General features: G+C 48.7%; 26 protein-coding genes. 19 read left to right on the plus strand and 7 right to left on the minus strand.

Annotation, left to right across the window (positions count from 1 at the left end):
- Positions 1-3: 3 nt before the first annotated feature.
- From BFP76_RS13520 to BFP76_RS13560, 9 genes are all read left to right on the plus strand, one after another.
- Positions 4-1,092, plus strand: coding sequence for a sirohydrochlorin chelatase (locus tag BFP76_RS13520; protein WP_099594477.1), 1,089 nt, complete (start codon positions 4-6; stop codon positions 1,090-1,092).
- On the plus strand, positions 1,089-1,742 hold the full coding sequence (locus BFP76_RS13525; RefSeq protein WP_099594478.1) for a precorrin-8X methylmutase: 654 nt from the start codon (positions 1,089-1,091) through the stop codon (positions 1,740-1,742). The genes BFP76_RS13520 and BFP76_RS13525 overlap by 4 nt, the downstream gene beginning before the upstream one ends.
- The gene (gene cbiE / locus BFP76_RS13530; RefSeq protein WP_099594479.1) at positions 1,739-2,938 is read left to right on the plus strand and encodes a precorrin-6y C5,15-methyltransferase (decarboxylating) subunit CbiE; all 1,200 of its coding nucleotides are present in this window, start codon (positions 1,739-1,741) and stop codon (positions 2,936-2,938) included. Before BFP76_RS13525 ends, cbiE begins: the two co-directional genes overlap by 4 nt.
- Positions 2,935-3,636, plus strand: a complete 702-nt coding sequence (gene cobI / locus BFP76_RS13535) for a precorrin-2 C(20)-methyltransferase (protein WP_099594480.1) — start codon at positions 2,935-2,937, stop codon at positions 3,634-3,636. The genes cbiE and cobI overlap by 4 nt, the downstream gene beginning before the upstream one ends.
- Positions 3,627-5,423, plus strand: a complete 1,797-nt coding sequence (gene cobJ, locus BFP76_RS13540) for a precorrin-3B C(17)-methyltransferase (protein WP_099594481.1) — start codon at positions 3,627-3,629, stop codon at positions 5,421-5,423. The genes cobI and cobJ overlap by 10 nt, the downstream gene beginning before the upstream one ends.
- On the plus strand, positions 5,420-6,211 hold the full coding sequence (gene cobM / locus BFP76_RS13545) for a precorrin-4 C(11)-methyltransferase (RefSeq protein WP_099594482.1): 792 nt from the start codon (positions 5,420-5,422) through the stop codon (positions 6,209-6,211). Before cobJ ends, cobM begins: the two co-directional genes overlap by 4 nt.
- A gap of 155 nt (positions 6,212-6,366) precedes the next feature.
- The gene (gene dgcN / locus BFP76_RS13550; RefSeq protein ID WP_099594483.1) at positions 6,367-7,368 is read left to right on the plus strand and encodes an N-acetyltransferase DgcN; all 1,002 of its coding nucleotides are present in this window, start codon (positions 6,367-6,369) and stop codon (positions 7,366-7,368) included.
- Between the two features lie 9 nt (positions 7,369-7,377).
- Entirely contained in the window at positions 7,378-8,346 is a 969-nt protein-coding gene (gene dgcA / locus BFP76_RS13555; protein WP_099594484.1) for an N-acetyl-D-Glu racemase DgcA, read from the plus strand.
- 6 nt (positions 8,347-8,352) lie between these two features.
- Complete coding sequence (locus tag BFP76_RS13560; RefSeq protein ID WP_099594485.1) at positions 8,353-9,207, plus strand: D-amino-acid transaminase; 855 nt, start codon at positions 8,353-8,355, stop codon at positions 9,205-9,207.
- A gap of 102 nt (positions 9,208-9,309) precedes the next feature.
- On the opposite strand, the gene BFP76_RS13565 is transcribed toward BFP76_RS13560, so the two are convergent.
- Both BFP76_RS13565 and BFP76_RS13570 read right to left on the minus strand, forming a co-directional pair.
- The gene (locus tag BFP76_RS13565) at positions 9,310-9,603 is read right to left on the minus strand and encodes a DUF1244 domain-containing protein (RefSeq protein ID WP_099594486.1); all 294 of its coding nucleotides are present in this window, start codon (positions 9,601-9,603) and stop codon (positions 9,310-9,312) included.
- Between the two features lie 2 nt (positions 9,604-9,605).
- Positions 9,606-10,358, minus strand: coding sequence for an N-formylglutamate amidohydrolase (locus tag BFP76_RS13570; RefSeq protein ID WP_099594487.1), 753 nt, complete (start codon positions 10,356-10,358; stop codon positions 9,606-9,608).
- Positions 10,359-10,450: 92 nt separating this feature from the next.
- Here BFP76_RS13570 and pyk point away from each other — a divergent pair, with 92 nt between their 5' ends.
- The 4 genes from pyk to rplT all read left to right on the plus strand — a co-directional run bounded on the left by pyk (position 10,451) and on the right by rplT (position 12,853).
- Complete coding sequence (pyk, locus tag BFP76_RS13575) at positions 10,451-11,896, plus strand: pyruvate kinase (RefSeq protein WP_099594582.1); 1,446 nt, start codon at positions 10,451-10,453, stop codon at positions 11,894-11,896.
- A gap of 38 nt (positions 11,897-11,934) precedes the next feature.
- On the plus strand, positions 11,935-12,162 hold the full coding sequence (locus BFP76_RS13580; protein ID WP_099594488.1) for a hypothetical protein: 228 nt from the start codon (positions 11,935-11,937) through the stop codon (positions 12,160-12,162).
- Positions 12,163-12,280: 118 nt separating this feature from the next.
- Positions 12,281-12,481 carry a 50S ribosomal protein L35 gene (gene rpmI, locus BFP76_RS13585; RefSeq protein WP_099594489.1) on the plus strand — a complete coding sequence of 67 codons (201 nt, stop codon included), beginning with the start codon at positions 12,281-12,283 and terminating at the stop codon, positions 12,479-12,481.
- Between the two features lie 12 nt (positions 12,482-12,493).
- Entirely contained in the window at positions 12,494-12,853 is a 360-nt protein-coding gene (gene rplT / locus BFP76_RS13590) for a 50S ribosomal protein L20 (RefSeq protein ID WP_099594490.1), read from the plus strand.
- Positions 12,854-12,908: 55 nt separating this feature from the next.
- Here rplT and BFP76_RS13595 read toward each other — a convergent pair whose 3' ends face one another.
- Positions 12,909-13,541 (minus strand): hypothetical protein, encoded by a 633-nt coding sequence (locus tag BFP76_RS13595; RefSeq protein WP_099594491.1) that lies wholly within the window; start codon positions 13,539-13,541, stop codon positions 12,909-12,911.
- Between the two features lie 136 nt (positions 13,542-13,677).
- Here BFP76_RS13595 and pheS point away from each other — a divergent pair, with 136 nt between their 5' ends.
- The 3 genes from pheS (at position 13,678) to BFP76_RS13610 (ending at position 19,154) form a co-directional block, all read left to right on the plus strand.
- Positions 13,678-14,751, plus strand: coding sequence for a phenylalanine--tRNA ligase subunit alpha (gene pheS, locus BFP76_RS13600; RefSeq protein ID WP_099594583.1), 1,074 nt, complete (start codon positions 13,678-13,680; stop codon positions 14,749-14,751).
- On the plus strand, positions 14,748-17,162 hold the full coding sequence (gene pheT, locus BFP76_RS13605) for a phenylalanine--tRNA ligase subunit beta (RefSeq protein WP_099594492.1): 2,415 nt from the start codon (positions 14,748-14,750) through the stop codon (positions 17,160-17,162). The genes pheS and pheT overlap by 4 nt, the downstream gene beginning before the upstream one ends.
- Before the next feature lie 105 nt (positions 17,163-17,267).
- The gene (locus BFP76_RS13610) at positions 17,268-19,154 is read left to right on the plus strand and encodes a M10 family metallopeptidase C-terminal domain-containing protein (protein ID WP_165775724.1); all 1,887 of its coding nucleotides are present in this window, start codon (positions 17,268-17,270) and stop codon (positions 19,152-19,154) included.
- A 51-nt stretch (positions 19,155-19,205) separates the two neighbouring features.
- Here the strand turns inward: BFP76_RS13610 and BFP76_RS13615 are convergent, their stop codons facing one another.
- On the minus strand, positions 19,206-20,387 hold the full coding sequence (locus BFP76_RS13615) for a type III PLP-dependent enzyme (protein WP_099594494.1): 1,182 nt from the start codon (positions 20,385-20,387) through the stop codon (positions 19,206-19,208).
- A gap of 461 nt (positions 20,388-20,848) precedes the next feature.
- Between BFP76_RS13615 and mscL the strand changes: the two genes are divergently transcribed.
- A complete protein-coding gene (gene mscL / locus BFP76_RS13620) occupies positions 20,849-21,259 on the plus strand; it encodes a large conductance mechanosensitive channel protein MscL (protein ID WP_099594495.1) in 411 nt (136 codons plus the stop codon).
- 107 nt (positions 21,260-21,366) lie between these two features.
- Positions 21,367-21,822, plus strand: coding sequence for a thiol-disulfide oxidoreductase DCC family protein (locus BFP76_RS13625; RefSeq protein WP_099594496.1), 456 nt, complete (start codon positions 21,367-21,369; stop codon positions 21,820-21,822).
- On the opposite strand, the gene ald is transcribed toward BFP76_RS13625, so the two are convergent.
- Positions 21,819-22,937: an alanine dehydrogenase gene (gene ald / locus BFP76_RS13630; protein ID WP_099594584.1), complete on the minus strand. Its 1,119-nt coding sequence runs from the start codon at positions 22,935-22,937 to the stop codon at positions 21,819-21,821. The genes BFP76_RS13625 and ald overlap by 4 nt on opposite strands.
- A 131-nt stretch (positions 22,938-23,068) precedes the next feature.
- Between ald and BFP76_RS13635 the strand changes: the two genes are divergently transcribed.
- Positions 23,069-23,527 (plus strand): Lrp/AsnC family transcriptional regulator, encoded by a 459-nt coding sequence (locus BFP76_RS13635; RefSeq protein WP_099594585.1) that lies wholly within the window; start codon positions 23,069-23,071, stop codon positions 23,525-23,527.
- Here the strand turns inward: BFP76_RS13635 and BFP76_RS13640 are convergent.
- Entirely contained in the window at positions 23,524-23,853 is a 330-nt protein-coding gene (locus BFP76_RS13640; RefSeq protein WP_099594497.1) for an AzlD domain-containing protein, read from the minus strand. The two genes, BFP76_RS13635 and BFP76_RS13640, sit on opposite strands and share 4 nt — an antisense overlap.
- Positions 23,850-24,569, minus strand: a complete 720-nt coding sequence (locus BFP76_RS13645) for an AzlC family ABC transporter permease (RefSeq protein ID WP_099594498.1) — start codon at positions 24,567-24,569, stop codon at positions 23,850-23,852. The genes BFP76_RS13640 and BFP76_RS13645 overlap by 4 nt, the downstream gene beginning before the upstream one ends.

The following is a 24,569-nucleotide window of genomic DNA, read 5'->3' on the forward strand; positions in this document are numbered from 1 at the left end:
TCAATGGCTGAAAAAATTGGTGTGATGATCTGTGGTCATGGATCACGGTCACAATCTGCTGTTGATGAATTTGCAACCTTGGCGGAAAAATTACCGCCTTTGCTACCACCTGAATGGCCGATGGAATATGGCTATCTGGAATTTGCAAACCCGCTGATCCGCGATGGATTGGATAATTTGCGCGCACAGGGATGTACAAAAATTCTTGCGGTGCCGGGTATGTTGTTTGCGGCGATGCATTCAAAGAATGACATTCCAACGGTTTTAAATACCTACGCAGCAAAACACGGTGTTGATATCAGTTATGGACAAGAGCTGGGCGTTGATCCGTTGATGATCGCTGCGGCGGGTGCGCGCGTACAAGACGCGGTTGACGCCGCCAATGCCAAACACGGTGAATTGCCATTGTCCGAAACTGCATTGGTGGTGATTGGGCGTGGTGCATCTGACCCTGATGCCAATTCCAACGTATCCAAAATTGCCCGCCTTCTGTGGGAAGGTATGGGTTTTGGTTGGTGCGAAACAGGGTATTCTGGTGTGACATTCCCATTGGTTGAACCCTGTTTGGATCATGTGTCAAAGCTGGGATATAAACGCGTTATCGTATTTCCATATTTTTTGTTTTCGGGCATTTTGATTGATCGCATTTATGGGTTTTCGGATAAATGCGCCGAAAAATACCGCGACATTCAATTTGAAAAAGCTGGATATTTGGGTGATCACCCAAAGGTGTTGGAAACCTTTGTTCAACGTATCACAGAACAGGTTGGTGAAATTCCACCACCCAATTGTGCGATGTGTAAATATCGCACGCAGGTGTTGGGGTTTGAATCCGAGGTTGGCGCCATCCAAGAAAGCCACCACCACCACGTGGAAGGCCAAGGTGCAAATGCACCCGGTTCAAATGTGGAGGATTGCAAATTGTGTGATACTTACTGTACTGGCGAATGCCGATTGGACATGGATCACCACCATCATCATGACCACAGCCACTCGCATGACCACGATCACCATCACCACCATGATCATGTCCACGCAGAATACCCCCATGCGAAACACCCACATGGCCCAGAGAGCGCGCGAAAAAAGTGACCAAGCGCCCGCCACTCCATTACATTCGCGAACCGTCAGAAATTTATGCACAGAGCTTTGCCACCGTGCGCAAAGAGGCGCGATTAGATCGGTTTGATCTATCCATGCAGCCGCTGGTCACACGGTTGATCCATTCTTGTGGCATGGTTGAAATCGCCGATCGGTTGGCATTTTCCCCCAATGCTGCGCGCGAAGGCATGGCGGCCCTTGCCGCGGGTGCGCCTGTGTTGTGCGATTGTGAAATGGTGGGTGCGGGCATTATCCGTCGATACTTGCCCACCGATAATCAAGTGATTGTAACGCTGAACGATCCGTCTGTCCCAACACTTGCAAAAGACATCGGAAACACACGTTCCGCCGCTGCGGTAGAACTATGGCGCGATCACATTGACGGTGCTGTTGTGGCCATTGGCAATGCGCCCACGGCATTGTTTCATTTGTTGGAATTGCTAGATCAAGGTTGGGCAAAACCTGCGTGTATCCTTGGATTTCCCGTAGGGTTTGTCGGTGCAGCAGAAAGCAAAGCAGAGCTTGCCGCCAACCCACGAGGGTGTAATTTCATTGCATTGCGCGGGCGCAAGGGTGGTTCGGCAATGGCATCGGCGGGTGTAAACGCGCTGGCCGCAGGACTGCCAGAGGATCGCACATGAGCGCGTGGTTGCATATCGTTGGCATCGGCGAAGATGGGCTTGAAGGATTAACCAGTGCAACGCGCACTGTTGTTGAAGCCGCGGAAATTATTATCGGCGGTGAACGTCATCACGCCTTGACCAAAGATTTGGATGCGACACGTATTGCATGGCCTTCACCATTTGATGCATTGATCGAAACGCTGAAATCCAACCGTGGTAAACGGGTGGTTGTTTTGGCGACGGGTGATCCGCTTTGGTATTCCGTTGGCGCACGCATTGGGCGCGAGCTTGATCCAAGCGAGATTGTTTATCATCCGCAGTTATCTGCGTTTCAGTTGGCCGCGGCACGCATGGGTTGGTCGATGGCCGATCTTGAAACGCTAACGGTGCACGGTCGCGCGATTGAGCAAATGGTTGCATTCATTCAACCAGATCAACGCTTGTTGATTTTAACTACAGGCAGCGAAACACCATCCCAAGTCGCCGCGTTTTTAAAAGAACGCGGATTTGGCGGCAGCCGCATGACGGTACTGGCATCAATGGGTGGAGAAAACGAACAACGTTTTGATGGAATTGCCCGCGATTGGGATCATGAAGTACCCGCGTTCAACACCTTGGCGGTGGAATGTATTGCCGCATCGGATGCAGCGTTGCTTCCTCGTGTGCCAGGATTACCAGATGAATTGTTTGCCCATGATGGGACAATGACAAAACAAGAGGTTCGTGCAGCAACACTGGCCAAGCTGATGCCCATGCGTGGTGCATTGTTATGGGATGTTGGGTGCGGGTGTGGTTCTGTTGCGGTTGAATGGATGCGTGCGGCGCGATATGCGCGAGCGATTGGCATTGAACCACGCGATGATCGTCGCGTTTTCGCGGCACAAAACGCGTTGGCACTTGGGGTGCCAAAATTGGAACTGGTGTCAGGTTCAGTACCAGAAAAACTGAATGGATTGACCGCGCCCGATGCGATTTTTATCGGTGGGGGATTGTCGATTGAAACCTTTGATGCGTGTTGGGAAGCACTGCGTCCGTTGGGGCGTCTGGTGTGCAATGCCGTTACATTGGAATCAGAGGCGCTGTTGATCTCCCTTCATAAAAAACATGGTGGTCAATTGACCAAGCTACAGATCAATCGTGCCGAACCCATTGGAAATTTGACAGGGTGGCGTCCATTAATGCCTGTCACACAATGGAGCCTTGTGAAACGATGATCGGTAAATTGTACGGTGTTGGGCTTGGGCCGGGCGACCCTGAGTTGATGACGTTAAAGGCGTATCGTTTGATCCAAAATGCGGATGTCGTCGCCTATCCCACGCTCGAGGGTGGGGACAGTTTCGCACGATCAATCGCAGCGGATGTGATCCCGAATGGTGTTGGCGAAATTGCAATTCATGTTCCCATGTCAGTTGAACGTGAACCCGCACAGGCCGCATATGATACAGGTGCGGCGGATATCGCTGGTGCACTCGATGCAGGAAAAAACGTGGTGGTGTTATGCGAAGGTGATCCGTTTTTTTACGGAAGCTTTATGTACCTGTTTTCCCGACTTGCAGATCGCTATGAAACCGAAGTCGTTGCGGGTGTGACATCGGTGACAGCATGCGCAGCGGCGGTGCAAAAACCGCTGACAGCGCGCAACGAAGTGCTGACAATTATTCCAGGCCCGATTGGCGAAGATGACTTGCACGCCCGCATAAGCGGTGCAGAAGCAGTCGCCATCATGAAGGTTGGGCGCCATTTGCCAAAAATCAAAAAGGTGCTGACAGAGCTGAATTTGATTCAACATGCGGTTTATGTCGAACGCGCAACTTTACCAGTGCAAAAGGTGATGCCGCTTGCGGATGTGCCTGAACCCGCACCTTATTTTTCAATGATACTTGTGACCAAAGGAAACGATCCGTGGCTGTAACACCCATCGTAATGTGCCTGTCAAATTCAGGCCTGCCAACTGCAAAACATGTGGCAAAAATTCTTGGCGTGCCATTGCATGGTCGCATGGATCGTGTGGCTGATGCCGATGTGTATTTTGAAAATGCATTGGATCACGCCCGCACATTGTTTGCGGCGGGCACCCCGATTGTTGGGGTTTGCGCGGCGGGCATATTGGTGCGTGCGGTTGCACCATTGTTGAATGATAAACGCGCCGAACCACCCGTTGTTGCTATCCCCGATGATGGATCAACGGTTATCCCATTGCTGGGTGGGCATCGTGGTGCAAACCGTTTGGCACGCGATATTGCGACTGGTTTGAAAACACATGCCGCGGTGACAACCGCTGGTGATGTGGCACTTGGCGTCGCACTTGATGAACCGCCTGTTGGTTGGCGTTTGGCCAATCCAGATGCGGCGAAATCAGTGATGGCGGCGTTATTGTCGGGCGAAAAACCACAAATTATCGGTGACAATATTTGGGATTTGGATGGTGATGACAATGGGAGCGTGAAGCTTATCGCAAGCGAACGTAGCGTTGTAACCGATGAAGATACGCTTGCCTATCACCCGCAAAAATACACGTTGGGTTTGGGGTGTGCACGCGGTTGTGACGTTGATGAAATGTGGGATCTGGTGATGGCCAGCCTGAACAAGGCGGGCATTGCCAAGGAAACGATCGCCGCTGTTGGGTCGCTTGATCTGAAGGGTGATGAACCTGCTATGATTGAAACGGCGGCGCGGTTGGGCGTTCCATATCGATTGTTCAGCGCAAGCGAGCTTGAAGCGCAGAGCGCAAAATTGGCAAACCCATCGGATGTTGTGTTTAACGAGGTTGGATGCCACGGCGTTTCAGAAGGTGCCGCGATTGCGCTTTGTGATGGAACGCTCACACTGGAAAAACAAAAGACCGCAAATGCAACATGTGCGATTGCCAGCAATGGTGATTTGATAACCGAATTTGCGGGACGTTCACGCGGCAAACTATCAATCATCAGCACAGGGCCAGGTCAACATAGCTGGCGCACACCAGAGGCAAGCCATCTGGTGCAAGAGGCCGAAGAATTGGTCGGCTATGGGCTTTATATCGATCTGCTGGGACCATTGGCGCATGGTAAAACACGTTCTGATTTCCCACTGGGTGGTGAGGAGGATCGATGCCGCTATGCGTTGGAACAGGCAGGGAAGGGTAAAAATGTTGCGTTGATCTGTTCAGGTGACGCAGGCATTTATGCCATGGGCGCGTTGGTGTTTGAATTGTTGGATCGCGGTCCTGATCAAATGGGTGTCAGTGATGCGGCACGCCGCGTAGAGGTGCAGTGCACCCCTGGTGTTTCCGCATTGCAAGGCGCAGCGGCACGCGCGGGTGCGCCACTGGGACATGATTTTTGCGCGATAAGCCTGTCGGATTTATTGACACCACGCGAGGATATTATCAAACGATTGAACGCAGCCGCGATGGGTGATTTTGTGATTGCGTTTTACAATCCCGTTTCGATGCGCCGTCGTACCTTGTTGGCCGAAGCACGTGACATTTTATTACAACATCGCCCAGCGGACACCCCCGTGATGTTGGCAAGTTCGCTTGGGCGGCCAGAGGAACACATCAGATATCGGAAACTTTCAGAATTGGAAGTGGACGAAGTTGATATGTTGACTGTGGTATTGATTGGATCCTCACATTCCAAATTGGCCAATCTGGGCGAAGGTCAACGGATGTACACGCCGCGCGGTTATGCCCGCAAAATTGACGGAGATTTATCATGACGGTTTATTTTATCGGCGCTGGTCCAGGTGACCCTGATTTGATCACGGTAAAATCACGTGGATTGATCGAACGATGCCCAGTGTGTCTGTATGCGGGATCATTGGTGCCAGAGGCTGTAGTTGCATTTGCACCAAAGGATGCAATCGTCAAAGACACTGCGGCGATGACGTTGGATGATACCCACGCTGAAATCAAAGCAGCGCACGAGCGGGGCGATGATGTTGCACGGGTTCATTCAGGTGATCCATCGCTTTATGGTGCTATTGCTGAACAAATCCGACGTTTGCGTGCGGATAACATTCCATTTGAAATTATCCCAGGTGTACCTGCATATGCGGCGGCGGCGGCTGCGATTGGGCAGGAATTGACGATCCCAGAAATCGCGCAATCAATTGTTTTGACGCGCATGTCAATGCAATCCACTGGCATGCCCGAAGGTGAAACACTGGATAATTTTGGCCGTACAGGTGCAACATTGTGCATCCATTTGGCCATTCGCAATATGCGTGCAATCGAACGAGAATTAACCCCGCATTACGGCGAAGATTGCCCCGTTGTTGTTATTTATCGCGCAAGCTGGCCTGATCAAATTATCATTCGCGGAACATTAAAAGATATCCGCAAAAAGGTGCGCGCCGAAAAAATCACACGTACAGCATTGGTGATGGTCGGCCCTGCATTGGCAGAAGGGCACGATTTTGTTGATAGTGCGCTTTATGATCCAACCAAGCCACATGTTTTGCGCCCAGTTGTGGGTGTTGATTTGATCGAACCAAACAACACCTGATCACAATGCGATAACTTTTTCACCAATTCTTGCACGAATTGGTGAAAAACGAACCGTTTCTTCGAAAATTAGTTGTTCATTGCGATGATTTAATGAAATCTTGCGCTGTCATCGCTTTATATCGTTTCGTGAACTTCTAATTTGGGAATGAAACGATGATCAAAACACCATATCTTCTTTTCTTGGGCGATGCGCCTGATGCGTTGGCGGCAAAGGTTGCCCAAGGGATCAAAGACTGGCGCCCCGAATATTCGATTGGGCAATATCGCATGGATAATTGTCACGCGGATATGGGGTTGCCTGATATGGATTTTGATGCAGCGGTTGCCGCTGGTGTAAAAACGCTGGTCATTGGCGTTGCAAACCGTGGGGGCGTTATTTCACCCGCATGGCGTGTTGTTTTGGAACGCGCGTTAGAGGCAGGATTGGATATCGCGTCTGGCCTGCACAACTTGTTGGCGGATGAACCAGAATTGGTTGCAGCGGCGGCATTGCATGGGCGCGAGCTGCACGATGTACGTGTGCCGTCCGTGCAATACCCGATTGCAAATGGTGTGCGCCGCGCTGGCAAACGTTGCCTTGCGGTTGGCACGGATTGTTCGGTTGGTAAAATGTACACAGCCCTTGCGATGGAAAAAGAAATGGTTGCACGCGAAATGAAGGCAACGTTTCGCGCCACAGGGCAAACAGGTATTTTGATCACAGGCAGCGGTGTACCGCTTGACGCTGTGATTGCTGATTTCATGGCTGGGTCTGTTGAATATATTACGCCTGAAAATGAAGCGGATCATTGGGATCTGATCGAAGGGCAGGGATCGTTATATCACGCGTCATATTCTGGCGTGACTATGGCGTTGATCCATGGCGGTCAGCCCGATGCGTTGATCCTGTGTCATGAACCAACACGCAAACACATGCGTGGATTGCCAGATTATCAACAGCCAAGCTTGGAAGAATTGCGCGATACTGCGTTGATTATGGCGCGTGTCGTAAACCCAGATGTCAAGGTTGTTGGTATTTCGGTGAACACCCAACATTTGTCGGATACGGAATCTGTTGCGTATTTGGAAGAAACCGAAAAACGCATGGGTTTGCCTGCGGTTGATCCTTTCCGAAATGGCGCGGGGCGTCTGGTGGATGCTTTGGCAAACTGTTAAGCGACAATCATGGATATTACAGTAACGCATGATCGTTTTCAACTCGCGCAAGTTTTCACCATTGCACGCGGTTCACGCACCGAAGCCAAGGTTATTACAGTAAACATCACCAAAGATGGTCAAACGGGGTGGGGGGAATGCGTGCCCTATGCCCGTTATGATGAAACAATGGACAGTGTTGCGGCACAGATCGCAGCATTGCCAAAACAATTTGATCGTATGGAATTGTTGGATTTATTGCCAGCAGGCGCAGCGCGCAACGCTGTTGATTGCGCGCTTTGGGATTTGGAGGCCAAATTAGCCCGCAAACCTGTTTGGGAATTGGCAGGGTTAAACCCACTAAAACCAGAGATAACGGCGTTTACGTTATCTTTGGCTGATCCAGAAGTGATGGAAAAAGAAGCTGCGAAAAATGCGTTTCGCCCATTGTTGAAAACCAAACTTGGTGGTGGCGATGCGGATGTTTCGCGGATCAAGGCGGTGCGTGCAGGTGCGTCAGATGCCACAATTATTGTTGATGCGAACGAAGGTTGGACACCGGAATTGTACGCAACACTTGCACCTGTCTTGGTTGATCTTGGTGTGACGATGGTTGAACAACCGTTGCCAGCAGGTGCTGATGATGCATTGTTAAAAATGGATCGCGTCTTGCCTGTTTGTGCCGATGAAAGCTGTCATGATCGGACAAGTTTGCCCAAGTTAAAGGGCAAATATGACATGGTGAATATCAAACTTGATAAAACCGGTGGCTTGACCGAGGCATTAGCATTGCGTTCGGAGGCAATCGCACAAGGGTTTGAAGTGATGATTGGATGTATGGTCGGTTCATCACTCGCCATGGCGCCAGCGGTTTTGTTGGCGCAGGGTGCGGCGGTTGTTGATCTTGACGGGCCGCTGTTATTGGGCGAAGACCGCGAAAACGCGCTTTATTATGATGCACAAGGTGTGCATCCAGCGGATAGTAAACTTTGGGGATAACACATCATGGAACGAATTGTTTATGTGAACGGCGAATATGTAAACGAAAGTGACGCAAAAATCTCGATCTTTGATCGTGGGTTTTTGATGGCAGACGGTGTTTACGAAGTGACAACCGTATTGGATGGCAAGTTGATCGATTTTGACGGTCACGCAAAGCGTCTGACCCGCTCATTAAATGAATTGGATATGAAACCAGCTTGCACCGACGAAGAATTGTTGGAAATTCACCGCGAATTGGTAAAGCGCAACAATGTCGAAGAGGGCATGGTCTATTTGCAAGTCACACGCGGTGCTGCAGATCGCGATTTTGCATATCCAAAAGATGCAAAGCCCAGCTTGGTTTTGTTTACACAAGATAAACCAGGGTTGGCCAATTCACCCGCTGCCCAAATTGGGATGAAAGTGATTTCAATCGACGACATTCGTTGGGGACGTCGCGACATTAAAACCGTGCAATTGTTGTATCCTTCGATGGGAAAAATGATGGCGAAAGCGGCGGGATGCGATGATGCGTGGATGGTCGAGGATGGATCCGTCACCGAAGGCACTTCGAACAATGCCTATATCGTGAAAGATGGGGTTATCATTACACGCCACTTGGGCAATGAGATTTTAAGTGGCATCACGCGCGCCGCGGTTTTGCGGTTCGCGAAAGAAGCGCAGATGAAAGTGGAAGAGCGCAGCTTTACCATTTCCGAAGCACAAGATGCGGACGAGGCATTCGTCACCAGCGCATCAACATTTGTGATGCCTGTTGTAGAGATCGACGGCACTGCCGTTGGTACTGGTAACGTCGGGCCAGTTGCATCGCGCTTGCGCGAAATCTATTTGGATGAAATGCGCAAAGCCGCGATTTAACGATATAGCGAACGCAAAGCGTTCATGATGATTAGCTTGCGCCACGGGCGCAAGCGGTTTGCCCTGTCGTGTAAACATATGTCTGCGACGCGGATATTTAAATCATTTGGAGTGGGAGGTTTCAAACGCTGCCTTTTGCGCTTCGTTTGCCTCTGTTTGGTATTTTTCTTTCCATTGCGAAAACGGCATGCCGTAGAATGCTTCGCGGCCTTCGTCTTTGGACATATCGATGCCCTTTTCATTTGCAGCTTCTTGATACCAGCGCGACAGACAGTTGCGACAAAATCCAGCAAGGTTCATCATATCAATATTTTGCACATCACTGCGTTCTGCTAAGTGATCGCGCAAGCGGCGAAATGCAGCGGCTTCCAGTTCGGTTTGGGTTTGTTTATCCATCGTTATGCCCCTTGGTTTGTGGCGTGTTCAATCGCTGTGATTAAATGTGGTGCCAATCGTTCGGCCCATTGTTTTTGCCCGTTTTCTGTTTCGATCAGGTCGTTGCGAACCTCAATCAAGGCGTGTAAATGGCCCGCGCGCATGGCGTGGCGATCCATTGTGTCACCATCAAGTTTTCCACTGTATGGCTCATTTATTCCAATCGTCAATTCGGGGTCACGTTGAAGTGATGTAATGAATGGCGCGGATAGGCGTTGATCTTGGGCAAACAAAACACCGATTTCCCAAGGACGCTTTGCACGCCCGTTGAGTTGTGGCGTGAAAGAATGCATTGAAATCAAAATTGGGTTTTCGTATTGCGCAATGGTATCGGTGATCGCTTGATCATAGGGGCGATAGCAAAGCTCTAACCGACGGTTTTTTTCAGCTTCATCCGCGTATCTATTGGCGGGAATGATGGAACCATCATAAAGACGCATTAACAATGTGGGGTCGTCTTCACCACGATTTGGATCAATCACCAAACGCGAAAAATTTGATGTTATGACGGGGGCATCCAGCAGTGCGCCCAAGTGTTGAGAAACACCCGCCGCACCAACATCATAGGCAATATGCCGCTCCATATCGCGTTTGGATAATCCGAGACAACCATTGTTGATTTCGGGTGGTATCCTATTTGACGCATGGTCACATAAAATAATTATGTTTGCGCTACGGTCTTTGCCTTTGATGGAAAAGGCTTTATTGCATGTCATAGAGATTTCATATGGTTGGTATAATTCACGTTGCAAATAATCACAGCATTTGAGCGATGCCAACTGAAAACAAGCATGAACGGGACAAATTAATGAGACGCCTTCGCAACATCAAAATCGTAGCAACCTTGGGCCCTGCGTCCAGCACTTACGAGGTGATTAAAAAGCTTTTTGAAGAGGGTGCCGATGTTTTTCGTTTGAATATGAGCCACGGAAGCCATGATGAAATTCGTGAGCGCCATCAGATTATTCGTGACATCGAACGCGACACAGGTCGTCCAATTGCGATTTTGGCTGATTTGCAAGGGCCAAAGCTGCGCTGTGGTGTGTTTAAAAATGGCAAGGAAATGCTAGAGGTTGGCGCTCCTTTCCGGTTTGATCGCGATGAAACCGAGGGTGATGCCACACGTGTTTGTTTGCCACACAAAGAAATTTTTGAAGCGCTTGAACCTGGTGCAACATTGTTGGTGAATGACGGGAAAATCAAAGTCGAAGTTGTGGAATGCAACGACGATTATGCGGATTGCAAGGTCGTTGTCGGCGGTGAAATTTCCAACCGCAAAGGCGTGAATGTTCCGGATGTTGTTTTGCCGCTTGCCGCATTGTCAGACAAGGATCGCAAAGATTTGGAATTTGTTTGTGGCTTGGGTGTTGATTGGTTGGCATTGTCATTTGTGCAACGAGCAGAGGATGTGACCGAAGCGCGCGAGCTGGCAGATGGCCGTGCCGCGATTGTTTCTAAAATCGAGAAACCAGCCGCAGTGAAAGCGTTTGACGAAATTTTGCAGGTATCTGATGGCATCATGGTGGCACGTGGTGATTTGGGGGTAGAGCTGCCCGTGCAAGACGTACCGCCAATTCAAAAACGGTTGGTTCGTGCGTGTCGCAATGCAGGCAAACCCGTGATTGTTGCCACACAGATGATGGAAAGCATGATCACTTCACCCGTTCCAACACGTGCAGAAGTGTCCGATGTTGCAACCGCGATTTATGAAGGTGCCGACGCAGTGATGTTATCTGCGGAATCCGCTGCGGGTGATTATCCTGTTGAGGCAGTTCAAACCATGAACAATGTTGCGATTTCAGTGGAATCAGACCCAACCTATCGACAGGTCATCGAAGCATTCCGCACCCAAGCAAAAACAACAGTGGCAGAGGCGATTACCGCCGCTGCGCGTGAAATTGCTGAAACGACAGATATCAAAGCAATATGTTGTTTTTCTCATTCAGGTCGCACAGCGATTTCCGCATCGCGAGAAAAACCAATTGTTCCGATCATTGCATTGACGCCATTGATTGGTACTGCGCGCAAGCTTTGCTTGGTTTGGGGTTTGCATTGCGTTCACACAAGCGAAGTTGGACGGTTTAAACTGGCCGTTGTCAGTGCTGCGCGTGCTGCGCGAAGCCATGATTTTGCGACCAACGAAGATAAAATTGTGGTCATGGCAGGTATTCCGTTCAATACGCCTGGGTCCACAAATATTTTGCGTGTTGCGCCAGCAGACGAAAAATTGATTTACCAAGGAGAATCGGATTAATATCCACCTTAGATTTTGTAAAACCTAGGGATGTATACGTGCCGTACGATTATCAAATCATCGCCGCGATATTTGTCGGAGTGTTCGGTATTTTGGGCATTTTATCCGCACTTGTGGATCATCGTTCGCCAATATCAGGTGTGATTGTTGTATTCTGTGCTGTAGGATTGGGGTATTGGGCGTGGGTATTGTCCGAAGGTACATTGACACTTGATGAAATACCAAACGCGTTTTTTCGTATAATGGGTTCTGTGTTGAACAATTGACACGCAACTGCGCTTGCAAAATATATGAATCACTGTATATGTGCGCGATCACTGGCGCGACCGGCCTGTAAGGGTATGCCGAGTCGTGCTTTCACCAACTCAAACGATGGAGATGGAAATGCCCAAGATGAAGACAAAGTCAGGCGCGAAAAAGCGCTTTAAGGTAACGGCATCTGGCCGTGTAAAAGCAGGTCAAGCTGGCAAACGCCACGGCATGATCAAGCGATCTACAAAATTCATCCGTGACGCACGTGGTACAACCACACTTTGTGCTGCGGACGAAAAGATCGTTAAAAAATACATGCCCTACGCACGCTAAGGAGACTGAACAATGGCACGAGTAACATCAGGTAAAGTCACCCACGCACGTCACAAGAAAGTCATCAAAGCAGCCAAAGGTTATTATGGCCGCCGCAAGAATACTTTCCGTACAGCAACACAGGCTGTGGACAAAGCGAACCAATATGCAACACGCGACCGTAAGAACCGCAAGCGCAATTTCCGCGCGTTGTGGATCCAACGTATCAACGCTGGTGTGCGCGCATATGATGACACGCTGACATATAGCAAATTCATCAATGGTTTGAACAAAGCAGGTATCGAAGTGGACCGTAAGGTTCTGGCCGATCTTGCCGTTCACGAACCAGAAGCATTTGGTGCGGTTGTCGCACAAGCAAAAGCTGCGATGTAATTTACATCGACAATAGATTGAGTGAAAGCCCTGCACATCGTGTGGGGCTTTTGCGTTAAAAGATGAACATATCTTCGGTATAATCGGTTGCGATCATTTCATAAGAACAATCGCGAATGATAATTGTTTCATCGGCGACGTGTATCAACACCTTGCCAGCCTTGTCTGTTTCAAATTCCAGCTCTGAAAACACAACATTGAACCCCGATAGATCGACCTTGTCTTTTTGGGGATCAAAAAATTTTATCACATCCGTTTCATAATCTTCGTGAAAGATAAAAATATCTGGCTGATCGGTGCCATTGATCCGCGATTTGCCCGATTGATCCAAAAGAATGTTGGACGCGGGCGTTGCCGCACCAGTGTTAAAGATAAAACTTGTTTCATCAATCGAAAGAAAGTCATAACTCTGTCCGTTTGGATCGGGTTCAAGCGTGAGCATGGTTCGCTCACCACGAATGGTAATGATGAAATTATTGCCGCTTCGATGTGCGATGTTCACTTCTTGCCATGTCACGTTAAACGCGGACAAATCTATCAGATCATTGGCAAGATCAAATCGACGAATATAATCCCGCAAGCCATCGCGATGCATGGTGAAAATATCATCCCCAATGTCGCCCCGTAACGTGTCGCGCCCGTTGGTATCCAACAACACACCACCAGAGGGGCTGGCTGCTATGGCCATTATTGATCCTTTCGCGGTTTTTCCAAGTTAAATCAACTTATGGCTAACGAAGTGTTAACGCCGCCAACCCCTTGCATTTCGCGTTATCTATGCTAGGCCATCCACACGAAATTAAGAGGGCAGCGGTATGCAAGGCTTGGACGAACTCAAAGCAAAATATCTGGGTGGAATTGCGGATGCGGGTGATGAATCCACATTAGAAGACTTGCGTCTTGCCGCGGTTGGCAAAAAGGGTGAAGTCGCATTGAAAATGCGCGAGCTTGGTAAAATGACACCGGAGGAGCGCCAAACGGCGGGGCCCGCACTCAATGCCCTTAAGGACGAAATCAATTCTGCCATTGCCGCGAAAAAATCCGCATTTGCAGATGCGATTTTGAACGAGCGACTGCAAACAGAATGGATTGATGTGTCACTTGCTGGCCGACCACGTCGTGCAGGGAGCATTCATCCGATTAGCCAAGTAACCGAAGAAATCTATGCGATTTTTGGCAACCTTGGGTTTGATGTGGCCGATGGTCCACAGATCGAAACGGATTATTATAATTTCGATGCGCTCAACATCCCGCCCGAACATCCCGCACGCCAAGAACATGATACATTTTACATGCATCGTGCGGATGGCGACAATCGCCCACCACATGTTTTGCGTACCCAAACCAGTGCCGTTCAAATTCACCATATGGAAAAATATGGTGCACCTTGCCGTGTGATTTGCCCCGGTCGCGTTTATCGCGCCGATTATGATCAAACCCACACGCCGATGTTTCACCAATTCGAAGGCCTGTGTCTGGACAAAGACATTTCAATGGCCAACCTGAAATGGACATTAGAGGAATTCTGTCGCACGTTTTTCGAAGTGGATGAAATTGAATTGCGTTTCCGCGCATCACATTTCCCATTCACCGAACCAAGTGCCGAGGTGGACATTCGTTGTTCATGGGACAATGGCCAGTTGAAAATCGGTCAAGGCGATGATTGGTTGGAAATCCTCGGCTCTGGCATGGTTCATCCCAAGGTTCTGGCCGCGGGTGGTGTTGACCCCAAAGAATACCAAGGCTTTGCATTTGGCATCGGGATTGATCGTATTGCGATGCTAAAATACGGCATCCCCGATCTGCGCGCATTTTTCGATTCAGATTTACGCTGGCTGCGCCACTATGGCTTTGCCGCACTTGATATGCCCAATTTGCACGGGGGGATTTCACGATGAAATTCACACTCTCTTGGCTTAAAAGCCACCTCGACACGGATGCATCCATTGATGACATCACATATGCGCTGACCGACCTTGGGTTGGAAGTGGAGGATGTGGTCAATCCGCTTGATACGCTTTCTGATTTCACGATCGGTTATGTGAAACACGCAGAAAAACACCCTGATGCGGATAAGCTGCGCGTGTGTAAGGTTGATACGGACGAGGGCGAATTACAGATTATTTGCGGTGCGCCAAATGCCCGCGAAGGAATCCATGTGGTTGTCGCCAAACCCGGCGTTTATGTGCCGGGCATTGATACGACCATTGGTGTTGGCAAAATTCGTGGCATAGAATCTTACGGCATGATGGCGTCCGAACGTGAAATGGAATTGTCGGACGAACATGACGGGATTATCGAGTTGGCTGGCGAGCCTGCCGTTGGTTCGAAATTCGTTGATTATTTGGCGAAACATTCACCCGAAAAAATTGACCCCGTGATTGAAATTGCGATTACGCCCAATCGCCCCGATGCGCTGGGCGTGCGTGGTATCGCACGCGATCTGGCCGCACGTGGTTTGGGGGTGTTGAAACAGCGGGATTTGGAAACACCAATCGCGGGTTCGTTTGAATCCCCAATTAAGGTCAGCATTGATAGTGATACCACCGATGGCTGTCCCGTGTTTTATGGGCGTTTGATTAAGGGTGTAAAAAACGGGCCAAGCCCCGCTTGGCTGCAAGCCGCGCTAAAGGCGATTGGATTGCGCCCGATTTCATTCCTTGTCGATGTGACAAACTTTTTCACATATGATCGCAATCGTCCGTTGCATGTTTTTGATGCGGATAAGGTTACGGGAAACTTGCGCGTGCATCGTGCCAAGGGTGGCGAAAAAATCACTGCACTTGATGACAAAGAATATACGTTTGATGCAGGTATGATGGTGATTTCCGATGATAATGGCGTGGAAAGCATTGCGGGTGTTATGGGGGGCTTGGATACAAGCTGTACCAATGACACGGTGAATGTATTTGTTGAAAGCGCATATTGGGACCCGACAACCATTGCGATCACTGGGCGTAAATTAAAAATCAATTCTGATGCGCGGTACCGATTTGAACGCGGTGTTGATCCCGCATTCACGCCTGTTGGCTTGGATCACGCTGTGCGCATGATTTTGGATCATGCAGGAGGCGAGCCATCTGATTTGATCGTTGCCGGAGAAATCCCTGATACCAGCCGCAGCTATACCTTGGACACGGATCGTGTGAAATCATTGGTTGGTATGGAAATTGCCGCCGATGATCAGGTGAAATATCTGACCGATCTTGGTTTCGAAATCAAGGGCGATCAAGCGTTCGTTCCAAGCTGGCGCCCCGATGTGACGGGCGAAGCGGATTTGGTTGAAGAGGTTGCACGCATTGCATCGCTGACCAAACTGGTGGGTAAACCCTTGCCGCCACGCGTCGAGGGCATTTCCAAACCTGTTGTTTCACCCATGCAAAAACGCGAAACAACCGCGCGTCGGATGATTGCATCATTGGGTTACAATGAATGTGTGACCTATAGCTTTATCGATCAAAAATCCGCGACACTGTTTGGTGGTGGGGACGATGCCGTGATGGTTGGAAATCCGATTTCCAGCGACATGAGCCATATGCGCCCAAGCCTGCTGCCCGGATTGTTACAAGCGGCCGCGCGCAACCAAGCGCGCGGTATCATGGATATGGCGCTGTTCGAGGTCGGCCCTGTTTTTCACGGTGGTGAACCCGGTGAACAAGAGGTTCTGGCAACAGGTTTGTTGATCGGTCACACGGGCCCGCGTGATCCCCATGGGGCACGTCGCGCAGTGGATGCATATGATGCGAAGGCCGATGCCGAAGCCGTTTTAAACGCCATCGGCGCACCCGAAAAATTGATGGTTATGCGCAGTGCGCGTGAATGGTGGCACCCTGGGCGTTCTGGTAAATTGTCGCTTGGCCCCAAAAATGTGATGTGTGCGTTTGGTGAATTGCACCCCAAAGTCATGAGCGAAATGGGCGTCAAAGGCCCCGCAGTGGCATTTGCCGTTCACATCGCAAACCCACCGTTCCCAAAGCAAAAATCAACCACGCGTCCCGCGTTGAAAATTTCAGATTTGCAATCGGTTGATCGTGATTTTGCCTTTGTTGTTGATTCAGATGTGGAGGCGCTCACATTGTTGAACGCCGCCAAAGGTGCGGACAAAGCGTTGATCGTTGATGCATCTGTTTTTGACGTGTTCAGCGGTGAAAAAGCGGAATCGCAAATGGGTGCGGGTAAGAAATCAATTGCGATTACGGTCAAGCTTCAACCAAAAGATGCAACATTGACCGACAAAGACATCGAGGCCGTATCCGCCAAAGTCATCGACAAAGTTGGCAAAGCAACAGGTGGTGTCCTGCGCGGATAAAAGCCGACCTGTTAAGTTAATTAAAAGTTGCCACAATATTGTACAAATTTGTAAGGTATTGTGGCACAAGAAATTTTTAACCTGACGATGACCCGGAGTTCCCATATGTCGATATTTAAGAGTAACGATTTTGCAAATGATATTTCAAAAGCAAATAGCGTGTTTAGTGATAGCAAGATCTCCGATGAAAACAGCAATACCATTCCGGGTAATACCAGCACAACTGCGACGATTTCTGTTGGCCAAAGTTTAACGGGGACATTGGAAACGCCATCTGACGTTGATTGGTATCGGTTGACGTTGGGCGAAGACGAAACTGTATTTATCGAATTGACGGGGTCGGGATCGAATCCCGTTCAAGATACACATCTATATTTGTATAATTCTGCAGGTGTCGAAATTTCTCAAAATGACGATTATGTCGGATTATATTCTGGCTTAACCTATACTGCGATGTCGTCTGGGACCTACTATGTTGGAGTTGAAAGCTATTCGAACTTTTATTCTGGTGGTTATCGGTTAGAGGTTGAAACAGCTGTTCCTCCAACGTTGTTGGATTCGGTGCAAGGCGTAAATCCCATTGATGATAACGGTGTGGTTTATGTGTATTTCATGCCAGGCGGGCGTAGTGTGGATGGATATGTAACAACATCACTCAACAGTTATGAACGCGCGCAATTGTTTTCCGTTTATGAAGGCATTGAAGAATTCGCGGATATCGAATTTCGCATCACAACAATTGAATCACAGGCAGACCTGACTGTCGGGTCAGCAAATCTTGGCAATGGTCTTTTTGGGTATTTTAATTTTCCCGACAGTAACGGCAATGGCAGCTATGGTATGTTGAACGACACACTTGGTGGCTGGAGCCCGTCATCTGGTGGTGGATTGGATCAGGGCGGTTTTGCTTACAGTGTTGCGGTGCATGAATTTGGCCACGGCCTTGGGTTAGGGCATACGCATGACAACGGAATCGGCACGGCGGTTATGCAGGGTGTTTCATCGTCCAGCTCATATGGTGATTATGATTTAAACCAAACTGTTTATACCGCGATGAGCTATAACGACGGCTGGCAGACTGGGCCAGACGGGATGTCGCCAAACAATAATTATGGGTTTATCTCAACCTTTGCGCCAATCGATATTGCAGCACTTCAAAACATGTATGGCGTGAACACCAGTAACAACAACGGTGTGACCAGTTACACTTTGGCAAATTCGAATAACGCAAGCACTGGGTATAGCGCAATTTGGGATACCGGTGGGCGCGATAACATTACCTATACTGGATCAAGTGATGCGGTGATTGATCTGCGCGCGGCAACCCTTGAATACGAAATTGGTGGCGGTGGCTTTATGTCATATGTCGATGGGGTTTACGGAGGATTTACCATCGCAAACGGTGTCGTCATTGAACAGGCGTTTGGCGGGCGCGGCGACGATTTGATTACAGGGAATGCGGCGAACAACTTGCTTGATGGCGGTGCTGGGAATGATGAATTGATCGGTGCCGATGGCAACGATGAACTGAACGGTAGCTCTGGCAATGATGAATTGACCGGCGGTGAAGGCAGCGATGAATTAAACGGTGGTTCAGGTAATGATACCGTTTATGGGGATGCTGGACGTGATCGTATTTCCGGCAATTCTGGGAACGACTTTTTGTACGGTGGTGATGATCGTGACACGCTTCGCGGTGGATCTGGTTCCGATGATCTTTATGGTGGAGAAGGGAACAACCGGCTGTATGGTGGCGATGATAGTGACACATTCATCTTCGCGGCAACAGATACAAACGGCAACTCAATCTTGGATTATGAAGATAACGTAGACACTATCGATTTCAGTGCGTTTGGCGTGAGTTTTTCAGATTTGGAATTTGTTGAATGGCGCAGCGATACTGGGGTGCGAATTAAGGTGAATGATGATTTCTTTATCAACGTCACCAATGTGGACATATCAGATTTCCGCGCCAATGATTTTGAATTTTAGGGTTTTTGATACCCAAAACAAAAAGGCCCGCAGTTTTGCGGGCCTTTGCATTTAAATAACTTCGACAGCTAGCGGAGGAAATCCGTTGAACCCAACGGATGAATAGCTGGATGTATATGCACCACAGTTGCGGATCATGATTTTATCACCAGATTTCAAACCAAGCGGCAATTGCACAGGGCGTAGTTCATATAATACATCTGCGGAATCACATGATGGCCCGGCAAGGATACAAGCACCTGTATCTTCGTGATCACGATCTGTGACGAATTGATAACGGATTGCTTCGTCCATTGTTTCGGCAAGACCAGAAAATTTACCGATGTCGAGATATACCCAACGATGTGTATCGTTGTTTGATTTTTTTGACACGAGCAATACTTCGGCGGCGATCATGCCAGCCTCGGCAACCAAGCCACGGCCAGGTTCGGCCATGATGCGTGGTACATTGCCAAAACGCGCATGAACCAGTTTCATGACACCAGCGGCATATGCAGTTGGACCTTCGATTTCTTCGCCATAAAACGCGGGGAAGCCACCGCCAATGTTCAACAGGTCAAGTTCAAAACCAGCAGCATGTGCATCTGTCCAAACTTGTGCGATTTGATCCAAGGTAACTGTCCACATTGCAGAACGGCGTGTTTGCGAACCTACGTGGAAGGAAAAACCAACAGGTTTCAAACCCAAATCACGCGCATAGCCAAGCAATGACAACGCTTTGTCGCGGGCACAACCAAATTTACGTGACAATGGCCAATCGGCCTCTGACGCATCAACAATCAGGCGAATGTATACTTCGGATTTTGGCGCGTGCTCGGCCAATTTTTCCAATTCTTCTTCGGCATCGGCGGCAAATAATGTAATACCAGCATGATACGCAAATGCGATATCAGACGCGCGTTTAACGGTATTACCGAATGAAATATCTGATGGCTGTGCACCCAAGGATAGGCACAATTCAATTTCACCACGCGATGCGGCATCAAAATGCGAGCCTTGCGCAACCAGTGTTTCAATGATTTCGCGTGTTGGGTTTGCTTTCACCGCATAGTGAATATTCGCGTTGCCCAAGCCCGCTTTCAACTGTTGATAATGTTGAGCAACGATATCGGTGTCCAACACCAAAGTTGGGCGATCGAATGTTGTGTTGCGGATGTAATTTTCAACGGCGTTGTATCGCATTGAAGTTGGCACGGCAAAAGCGCCGCGCGCGTCGGGTGTGTGTACGTTCATTGGTCATCTCCAAAAGACCCGGCCATATATGACCGCTCAGTTCCAAGGGAGACGTTACCGTCGCTACGTAAACACGGGCGGAGAACCCGCCGGCCAGAGGCGCGTGCGTTGGCGTCTGATGCGCGATGTAATCCAATTTCAAAACATTGCAAGAAAAAAGTTATGGGCGCATAGAGAAACTTGTAATCCCTTGTTATTAATAAATAAAATAGAAGTGCTTGTAAGGATATTTGATGGGCGGGAATCAATTTCCTGTAGTGGGTTAAACCAATTTGATTGATTCACTGCCTGTTCACGTAGTGATGGCAAATAAATGTCTACAAATTATTGGGGGAATTTGTTTGGAAAATAGAAAGGTTGGTGTATTTCTGGGGTGGGAATACTTGAAATATCACTTTTACTTTACCAAATAACCGTCAAGCGCAGAATTATCTGTGCAAGCATAACAAAGGGGAACACTCATGCTTAAAGAATTTAAAGACTTTATTGCCAAGGGTAACGTCATGGACATGGCAGTTGGTATCATTATCGGTGCCGCATTTACCGCAATCGTTGGTTCATTGGTATCTGATTTGATTAACCCAATCATCAGCCTGTTTATGGGCGGTATTGATTTTTCTAGCATGTACGCATTGCTAGGCGATGGTGAATACGCATCAATGGCCGCAGCCGAAGAAGCGGGTGCTGCCGTATTCGCATACGGTCGTTTCATCATGGCGATCATCAACTTTTTGATCATCGCGTTTGTTGTGTTCATGCTTGTAAAAGCAGTGAACAAAACCAAAAAAGCAGAAGAGCCAGCAGAAGAAGCACCGGCAGGCCCAACAGATAACGAATTGTTGGCTGATATCTTGGCTGCATTGAAAAAATAATCCAACCTGTTTTGGATTGAAAGCCCGCCAATTTTTGGCGGGCTTTTTTGTGGGTTGTGCGCAAATGTCAAATTGAGTGTTTTGTATTTCCTGTCTATTTGTTCTGTATGGAAAATTCAGAAATCCCATATTCTTTTCGACAAGTTGAAAGCCTAGATCATGATGGACCGTTCACGGTAATGGATGCAAATTGTTCGCTTTGTGCAAAAGGGGCGGCGTGGATAGCACGAAATGATCGCGATGGCGAATTTCGTATTATTCCGATCCAAACAGAACTGGGTCAAAACCTCTTGTGCCATTACGGGCTAGATCCCAGCGATCCTAACAGCTGGTTATTTTTGGAAAATGGATATGCGTATCATTCGCTAGATGCCTTGATACGTGTGGGCAATCGATTTGGTGGGGTTTGGAAACTGTTAAGAATACTTCGCGTTTTGCCAAAGCCACTTCAGGATAAGCTGTATTATTTTGTGGCGCGCAATCGATACCGATTTTTTGGTCGGGCAGATATGTGTAATATGCCCGACCCTGCCGTTCAAAAACGGCTTATGTTAAAGGCTTAGATATTAAGCGCATCACTTGGTGTGATAGACTCAATCCCAAGCGCCGTACCAACCGCGGCATATGTCAATTTGCCGGCATGTGTATTCAGCCCTGCCATCAGATGTGGGTTATCTGAACAGGCCTGTTTCCAACCCTTGTTAGCAAGTTGTAACATGAATGGCATTGTTGCATTGCCAAGCGCGATTGTGGATGTGCGGGCAACGGCCCCTGGCATATTGGCGACGCAATAATGAACGATACCATCAACTTCGTAAATTGGATCGTCATGTGTTGTGGCCTTGGATGTTTCAAAACATCCGCCTTGGTCGATGGCAACATCCACCAGAACCGCACCTGGCTTCATACCCGCCAATTCAGCGCGAGAAATCAATTTTGGCGCTGCTGCACCGGGGACAAGTACCGCACCCACAACCATATCCGCCGTTGCAATCAAATCGAGCGTATTGGATTTGGACGCAAAACTGGTTTTGAATGTGCCGCCAAAGACATCATCAAGATAACGCATGCGATCCAACGACATATCCAAAACGGTGACATCCGCACCCATGCCCGCGGCAACACGTGCAGCGTGGGTGCCAACATTTCCGCCACCGATAACAACCACTTTTGCTGGGCTAACTCCGGGTACACCACCCATCAAAACTCCGCGCCCACCATTTGCGCGTTGCAATGCCCAACTGCCCACCTGTGGCGCGAGTTTCCCTGCAACTTCTGACATTGGTGCAAGCAGCGGCAAGCCACCGTTGCGATCCGTGACGGTTTCATATGCAATTGCGGTCACGCCAGATTCCAACAAATCCTTGGTTTGTTCGGGATCGGGCGCAAGGTGAAGATATGTGAACAACACTTGACCTTTGCGCAATTGTTTGCGCTCGACGGCTTGGGGTTCTTTGACCTTTACCACCATTTCGGATTGTTCGAAAATATCGCTGGCCTTGGCCACGATTTTTGCGCCTACGGCTTCGTAATCGGCGTCTGAAAAACCAGCGCCGACACCAGCATTGGTTTCGATCAATACATTATGTCCGTGATGCACGGCCTCAAACGCAGCACTTGGGGTTATGCCAACGCGATATTCTTGGTTTTTGATTTCTTTGGGACAGCCAATAATCATAATTTCCTCCATTGATTAGGATAACTTTGCATCCAAAAAAGCGGAGTTTCTTGCCTAATTAACGAATGATTGGCATAAAGATCGTGGAAAATTCGAATAATCTGATGAAAATTGAAAGAAACGTAGAAAATATGCAGATCGACGAAATAGATCGAAGAATTTTGAACACATTGCAACGTTTTGGACGCATGTCCAATGCCGATCTCGCGGAAAAAATTTCGCTTTCGGCGTCCGCCTGTTATCGGCGTGTTCAGTTGTTGGAAAAAGCAGGGATCATCAAAGATTATGTTGCCTTGTTGGATGCGCGTAAAATCAATCGGCGCACAACGGTATTTGTTGAAATTACATTGTCTGGCCAATCGGATGCGATTTTAGAGGAATTTGAACGTGGTGTTGCCCTGATCCCCGATGTTTTGGAATGCCATTTGATGGCGGGTGCCGCCGATTATTTGTTAAAGGTTGTCGCACGCGATACCGATGATTTTGCTGCAATCCACAGAAGCCGTTTATCGCGATTGCCGCATGTGGCACAGATGCAATCTAGTTTTGCATTACGCACCGTGTTTAAAACAACCGCGCTTCCTGTTTAGCCAAACAAATACAACGCCGCATAAAGCACGATAAATCCAGCCAAGACCGCCGCGATCACACTTTTGCGCCATATGCCAAATCCAAATGCGGCCAACGCAGCCAACATACGTGGGGTGTCTAAAACACCATTTGTCGCCGCGGGCCACACAACCAATGGGGCGATCAATCCTGGCATCACAGCAACTGCAACAAAATTCAAATGCCGCAAAAACCATTTGGGTAATTCGCGATCACCAATAATTCCCAAAAAGGAAAAACGGATCAAAAACGTACCCAATCCTAAGCCGATGATGATGAACCAAATTGTTCCTTGATCATAGGTCATGATATTGTCCTATTCTTTAGCCATTGTTCGGTTTGTGCGCCAACAATCATGGCGATAACCGCGGCAAGGATAAGCCCAAGGTTATAGGGGATATTCACGAACAGAAGCGCAAAAATAATGGATGTTATGGCTGCCACAAAATGGGGCAAGCTGCGCATCATCGGAGCGGATAGCGCAATGAAACAAATTGGCACCGCAAAATCCAAAGCGAATTCAGCGGGAATTTGCGCCCCAACCAATGCGCCAACCAATGTGAACACATACCAGAACGGTGCAATGAAACAAAACGTACCTGTGAAATACCCTGCCTTTGCCGCCAATGTCATACCTGGGTTTGCTTCGTATTTGTTCAATGACATGGCGAATGTTTGATCAACCAAGAAATATGAAAATATAGCACGCGTTGTTAATGGCAATCGCCCAATATGGGGAACCAATGCAGCAGAATACATCGCCATGCGCAGGTTCACTGCGAGCGAAGTTAGCAATACAATAAATGTCGGTGCGTTTTCGGTCATTAACGCCAATGCGGTAAATTGCGATGAACCAGCAATGACCAAGATGCTAAACGCCATCGTCTGTGCAATGTTTAATCCCACTTCGGTTCCCACGGCGCCAAATAACAACGCAAAGGGAACAACGATCAATAAAAATGGCACCATATCGCGAAACCCCAACCAAAAGGCGGATTTGGGCGAAAGTGGTGTATCATTCAT

Origin of the sequence: Paramylibacter kogurei, from assembly GCF_002742285.1 — a bacterium.
Lineage (GTDB): Bacteria > Pseudomonadota > Alphaproteobacteria > Rhodobacterales > Rhodobacteraceae > Amylibacter > Amylibacter kogurei.

What these genes read in the sequence shown, in the direction of transcription:
- rpmI (WP_099594489.1), top strand. Translation starts at nt 12,281, where the DNA reads ATGCCCAAGATGAAGACAAAGTCAGGCGCGAAAAAGCGCTTTAAGGTA.
- BFP76_RS13640 (WP_099594497.1), bottom strand. Translation starts at nt 23,853, where the DNA reads ATGACCTATGATCAAGGAACAATTTGGTTCATCATCATCGGCTTAGGA.
- cobM (WP_099594482.1), top strand. Translation starts at nt 5,420, where the DNA reads ATGACGGTTTATTTTATCGGCGCTGGTCCAGGTGACCCTGATTTGATC.
- BFP76_RS13560 (WP_099594485.1), top strand. Translation starts at nt 8,353, where the DNA reads ATGGAACGAATTGTTTATGTGAACGGCGAATATGTAAACGAAAGTGAC.
- BFP76_RS13570 (WP_099594487.1), bottom strand. Translation starts at nt 10,358, where the DNA reads ATGACATGCAATAAAGCCTTTTCCATCAAAGGCAAAGACCGTAGCGCA.
- ald (WP_099594584.1), bottom strand. Translation starts at nt 22,937, where the DNA reads ATGATTATTGGCTGTCCCAAAGAAATCAAAAACCAAGAATATCGCGTT.
- BFP76_RS13565 (WP_099594486.1), bottom strand. Translation starts at nt 9,603, where the DNA reads ATGGATAAACAAACCCAAACCGAACTGGAAGCCGCTGCATTTCGCCGC.
- BFP76_RS13625 (WP_099594496.1), top strand. Translation starts at nt 21,367, where the DNA reads ATGGAAAATTCAGAAATCCCATATTCTTTTCGACAAGTTGAAAGCCTA.
- BFP76_RS13635 (WP_099594585.1), top strand. Translation starts at nt 23,069, where the DNA reads ATGCAGATCGACGAAATAGATCGAAGAATTTTGAACACATTGCAACGT.
- BFP76_RS13520 (WP_099594477.1), top strand. Translation starts at nt 4, where the DNA reads ATGGCTGAAAAAATTGGTGTGATGATCTGTGGTCATGGATCACGGTCA.
- dgcA (WP_099594484.1), top strand. Translation starts at nt 7,378, where the DNA reads ATGGATATTACAGTAACGCATGATCGTTTTCAACTCGCGCAAGTTTTC.
- pyk (WP_099594582.1), top strand. Translation starts at nt 10,451, where the DNA reads ATGAGACGCCTTCGCAACATCAAAATCGTAGCAACCTTGGGCCCTGCG.
- mscL (WP_099594495.1), top strand. Translation starts at nt 20,849, where the DNA reads ATGCTTAAAGAATTTAAAGACTTTATTGCCAAGGGTAACGTCATGGAC.
- BFP76_RS13610 (WP_165775724.1), top strand. Translation starts at nt 17,268, where the DNA reads ATGTCGATATTTAAGAGTAACGATTTTGCAAATGATATTTCAAAAGCA.
- BFP76_RS13645 (WP_099594498.1), bottom strand. Translation starts at nt 24,569, where the DNA reads ATGAATGATACACCACTTTCGCCCAAATCCGCCTTTTGGTTGGGGTTT.
- BFP76_RS13595 (WP_099594491.1), bottom strand. Translation starts at nt 13,541, where the DNA reads ATGGCCATAGCAGCCAGCCCCTCTGGTGGTGTGTTGTTGGATACCAAC.
- cbiE (WP_099594479.1), top strand. Translation starts at nt 1,739, where the DNA reads ATGAGCGCGTGGTTGCATATCGTTGGCATCGGCGAAGATGGGCTTGAA.
- cobI (WP_099594480.1), top strand. Translation starts at nt 2,935, where the DNA reads ATGATCGGTAAATTGTACGGTGTTGGGCTTGGGCCGGGCGACCCTGAG.
- dgcN (WP_099594483.1), top strand. Translation starts at nt 6,367, where the DNA reads ATGATCAAAACACCATATCTTCTTTTCTTGGGCGATGCGCCTGATGCG.
- rplT (WP_099594490.1), top strand. Translation starts at nt 12,494, where the DNA reads ATGGCACGAGTAACATCAGGTAAAGTCACCCACGCACGTCACAAGAAA.
- BFP76_RS13615 (WP_099594494.1), bottom strand. Translation starts at nt 20,387, where the DNA reads ATGAACGTACACACACCCGACGCGCGCGGCGCTTTTGCCGTGCCAACT.
- pheT (WP_099594492.1), top strand. Translation starts at nt 14,748, where the DNA reads ATGAAATTCACACTCTCTTGGCTTAAAAGCCACCTCGACACGGATGCA.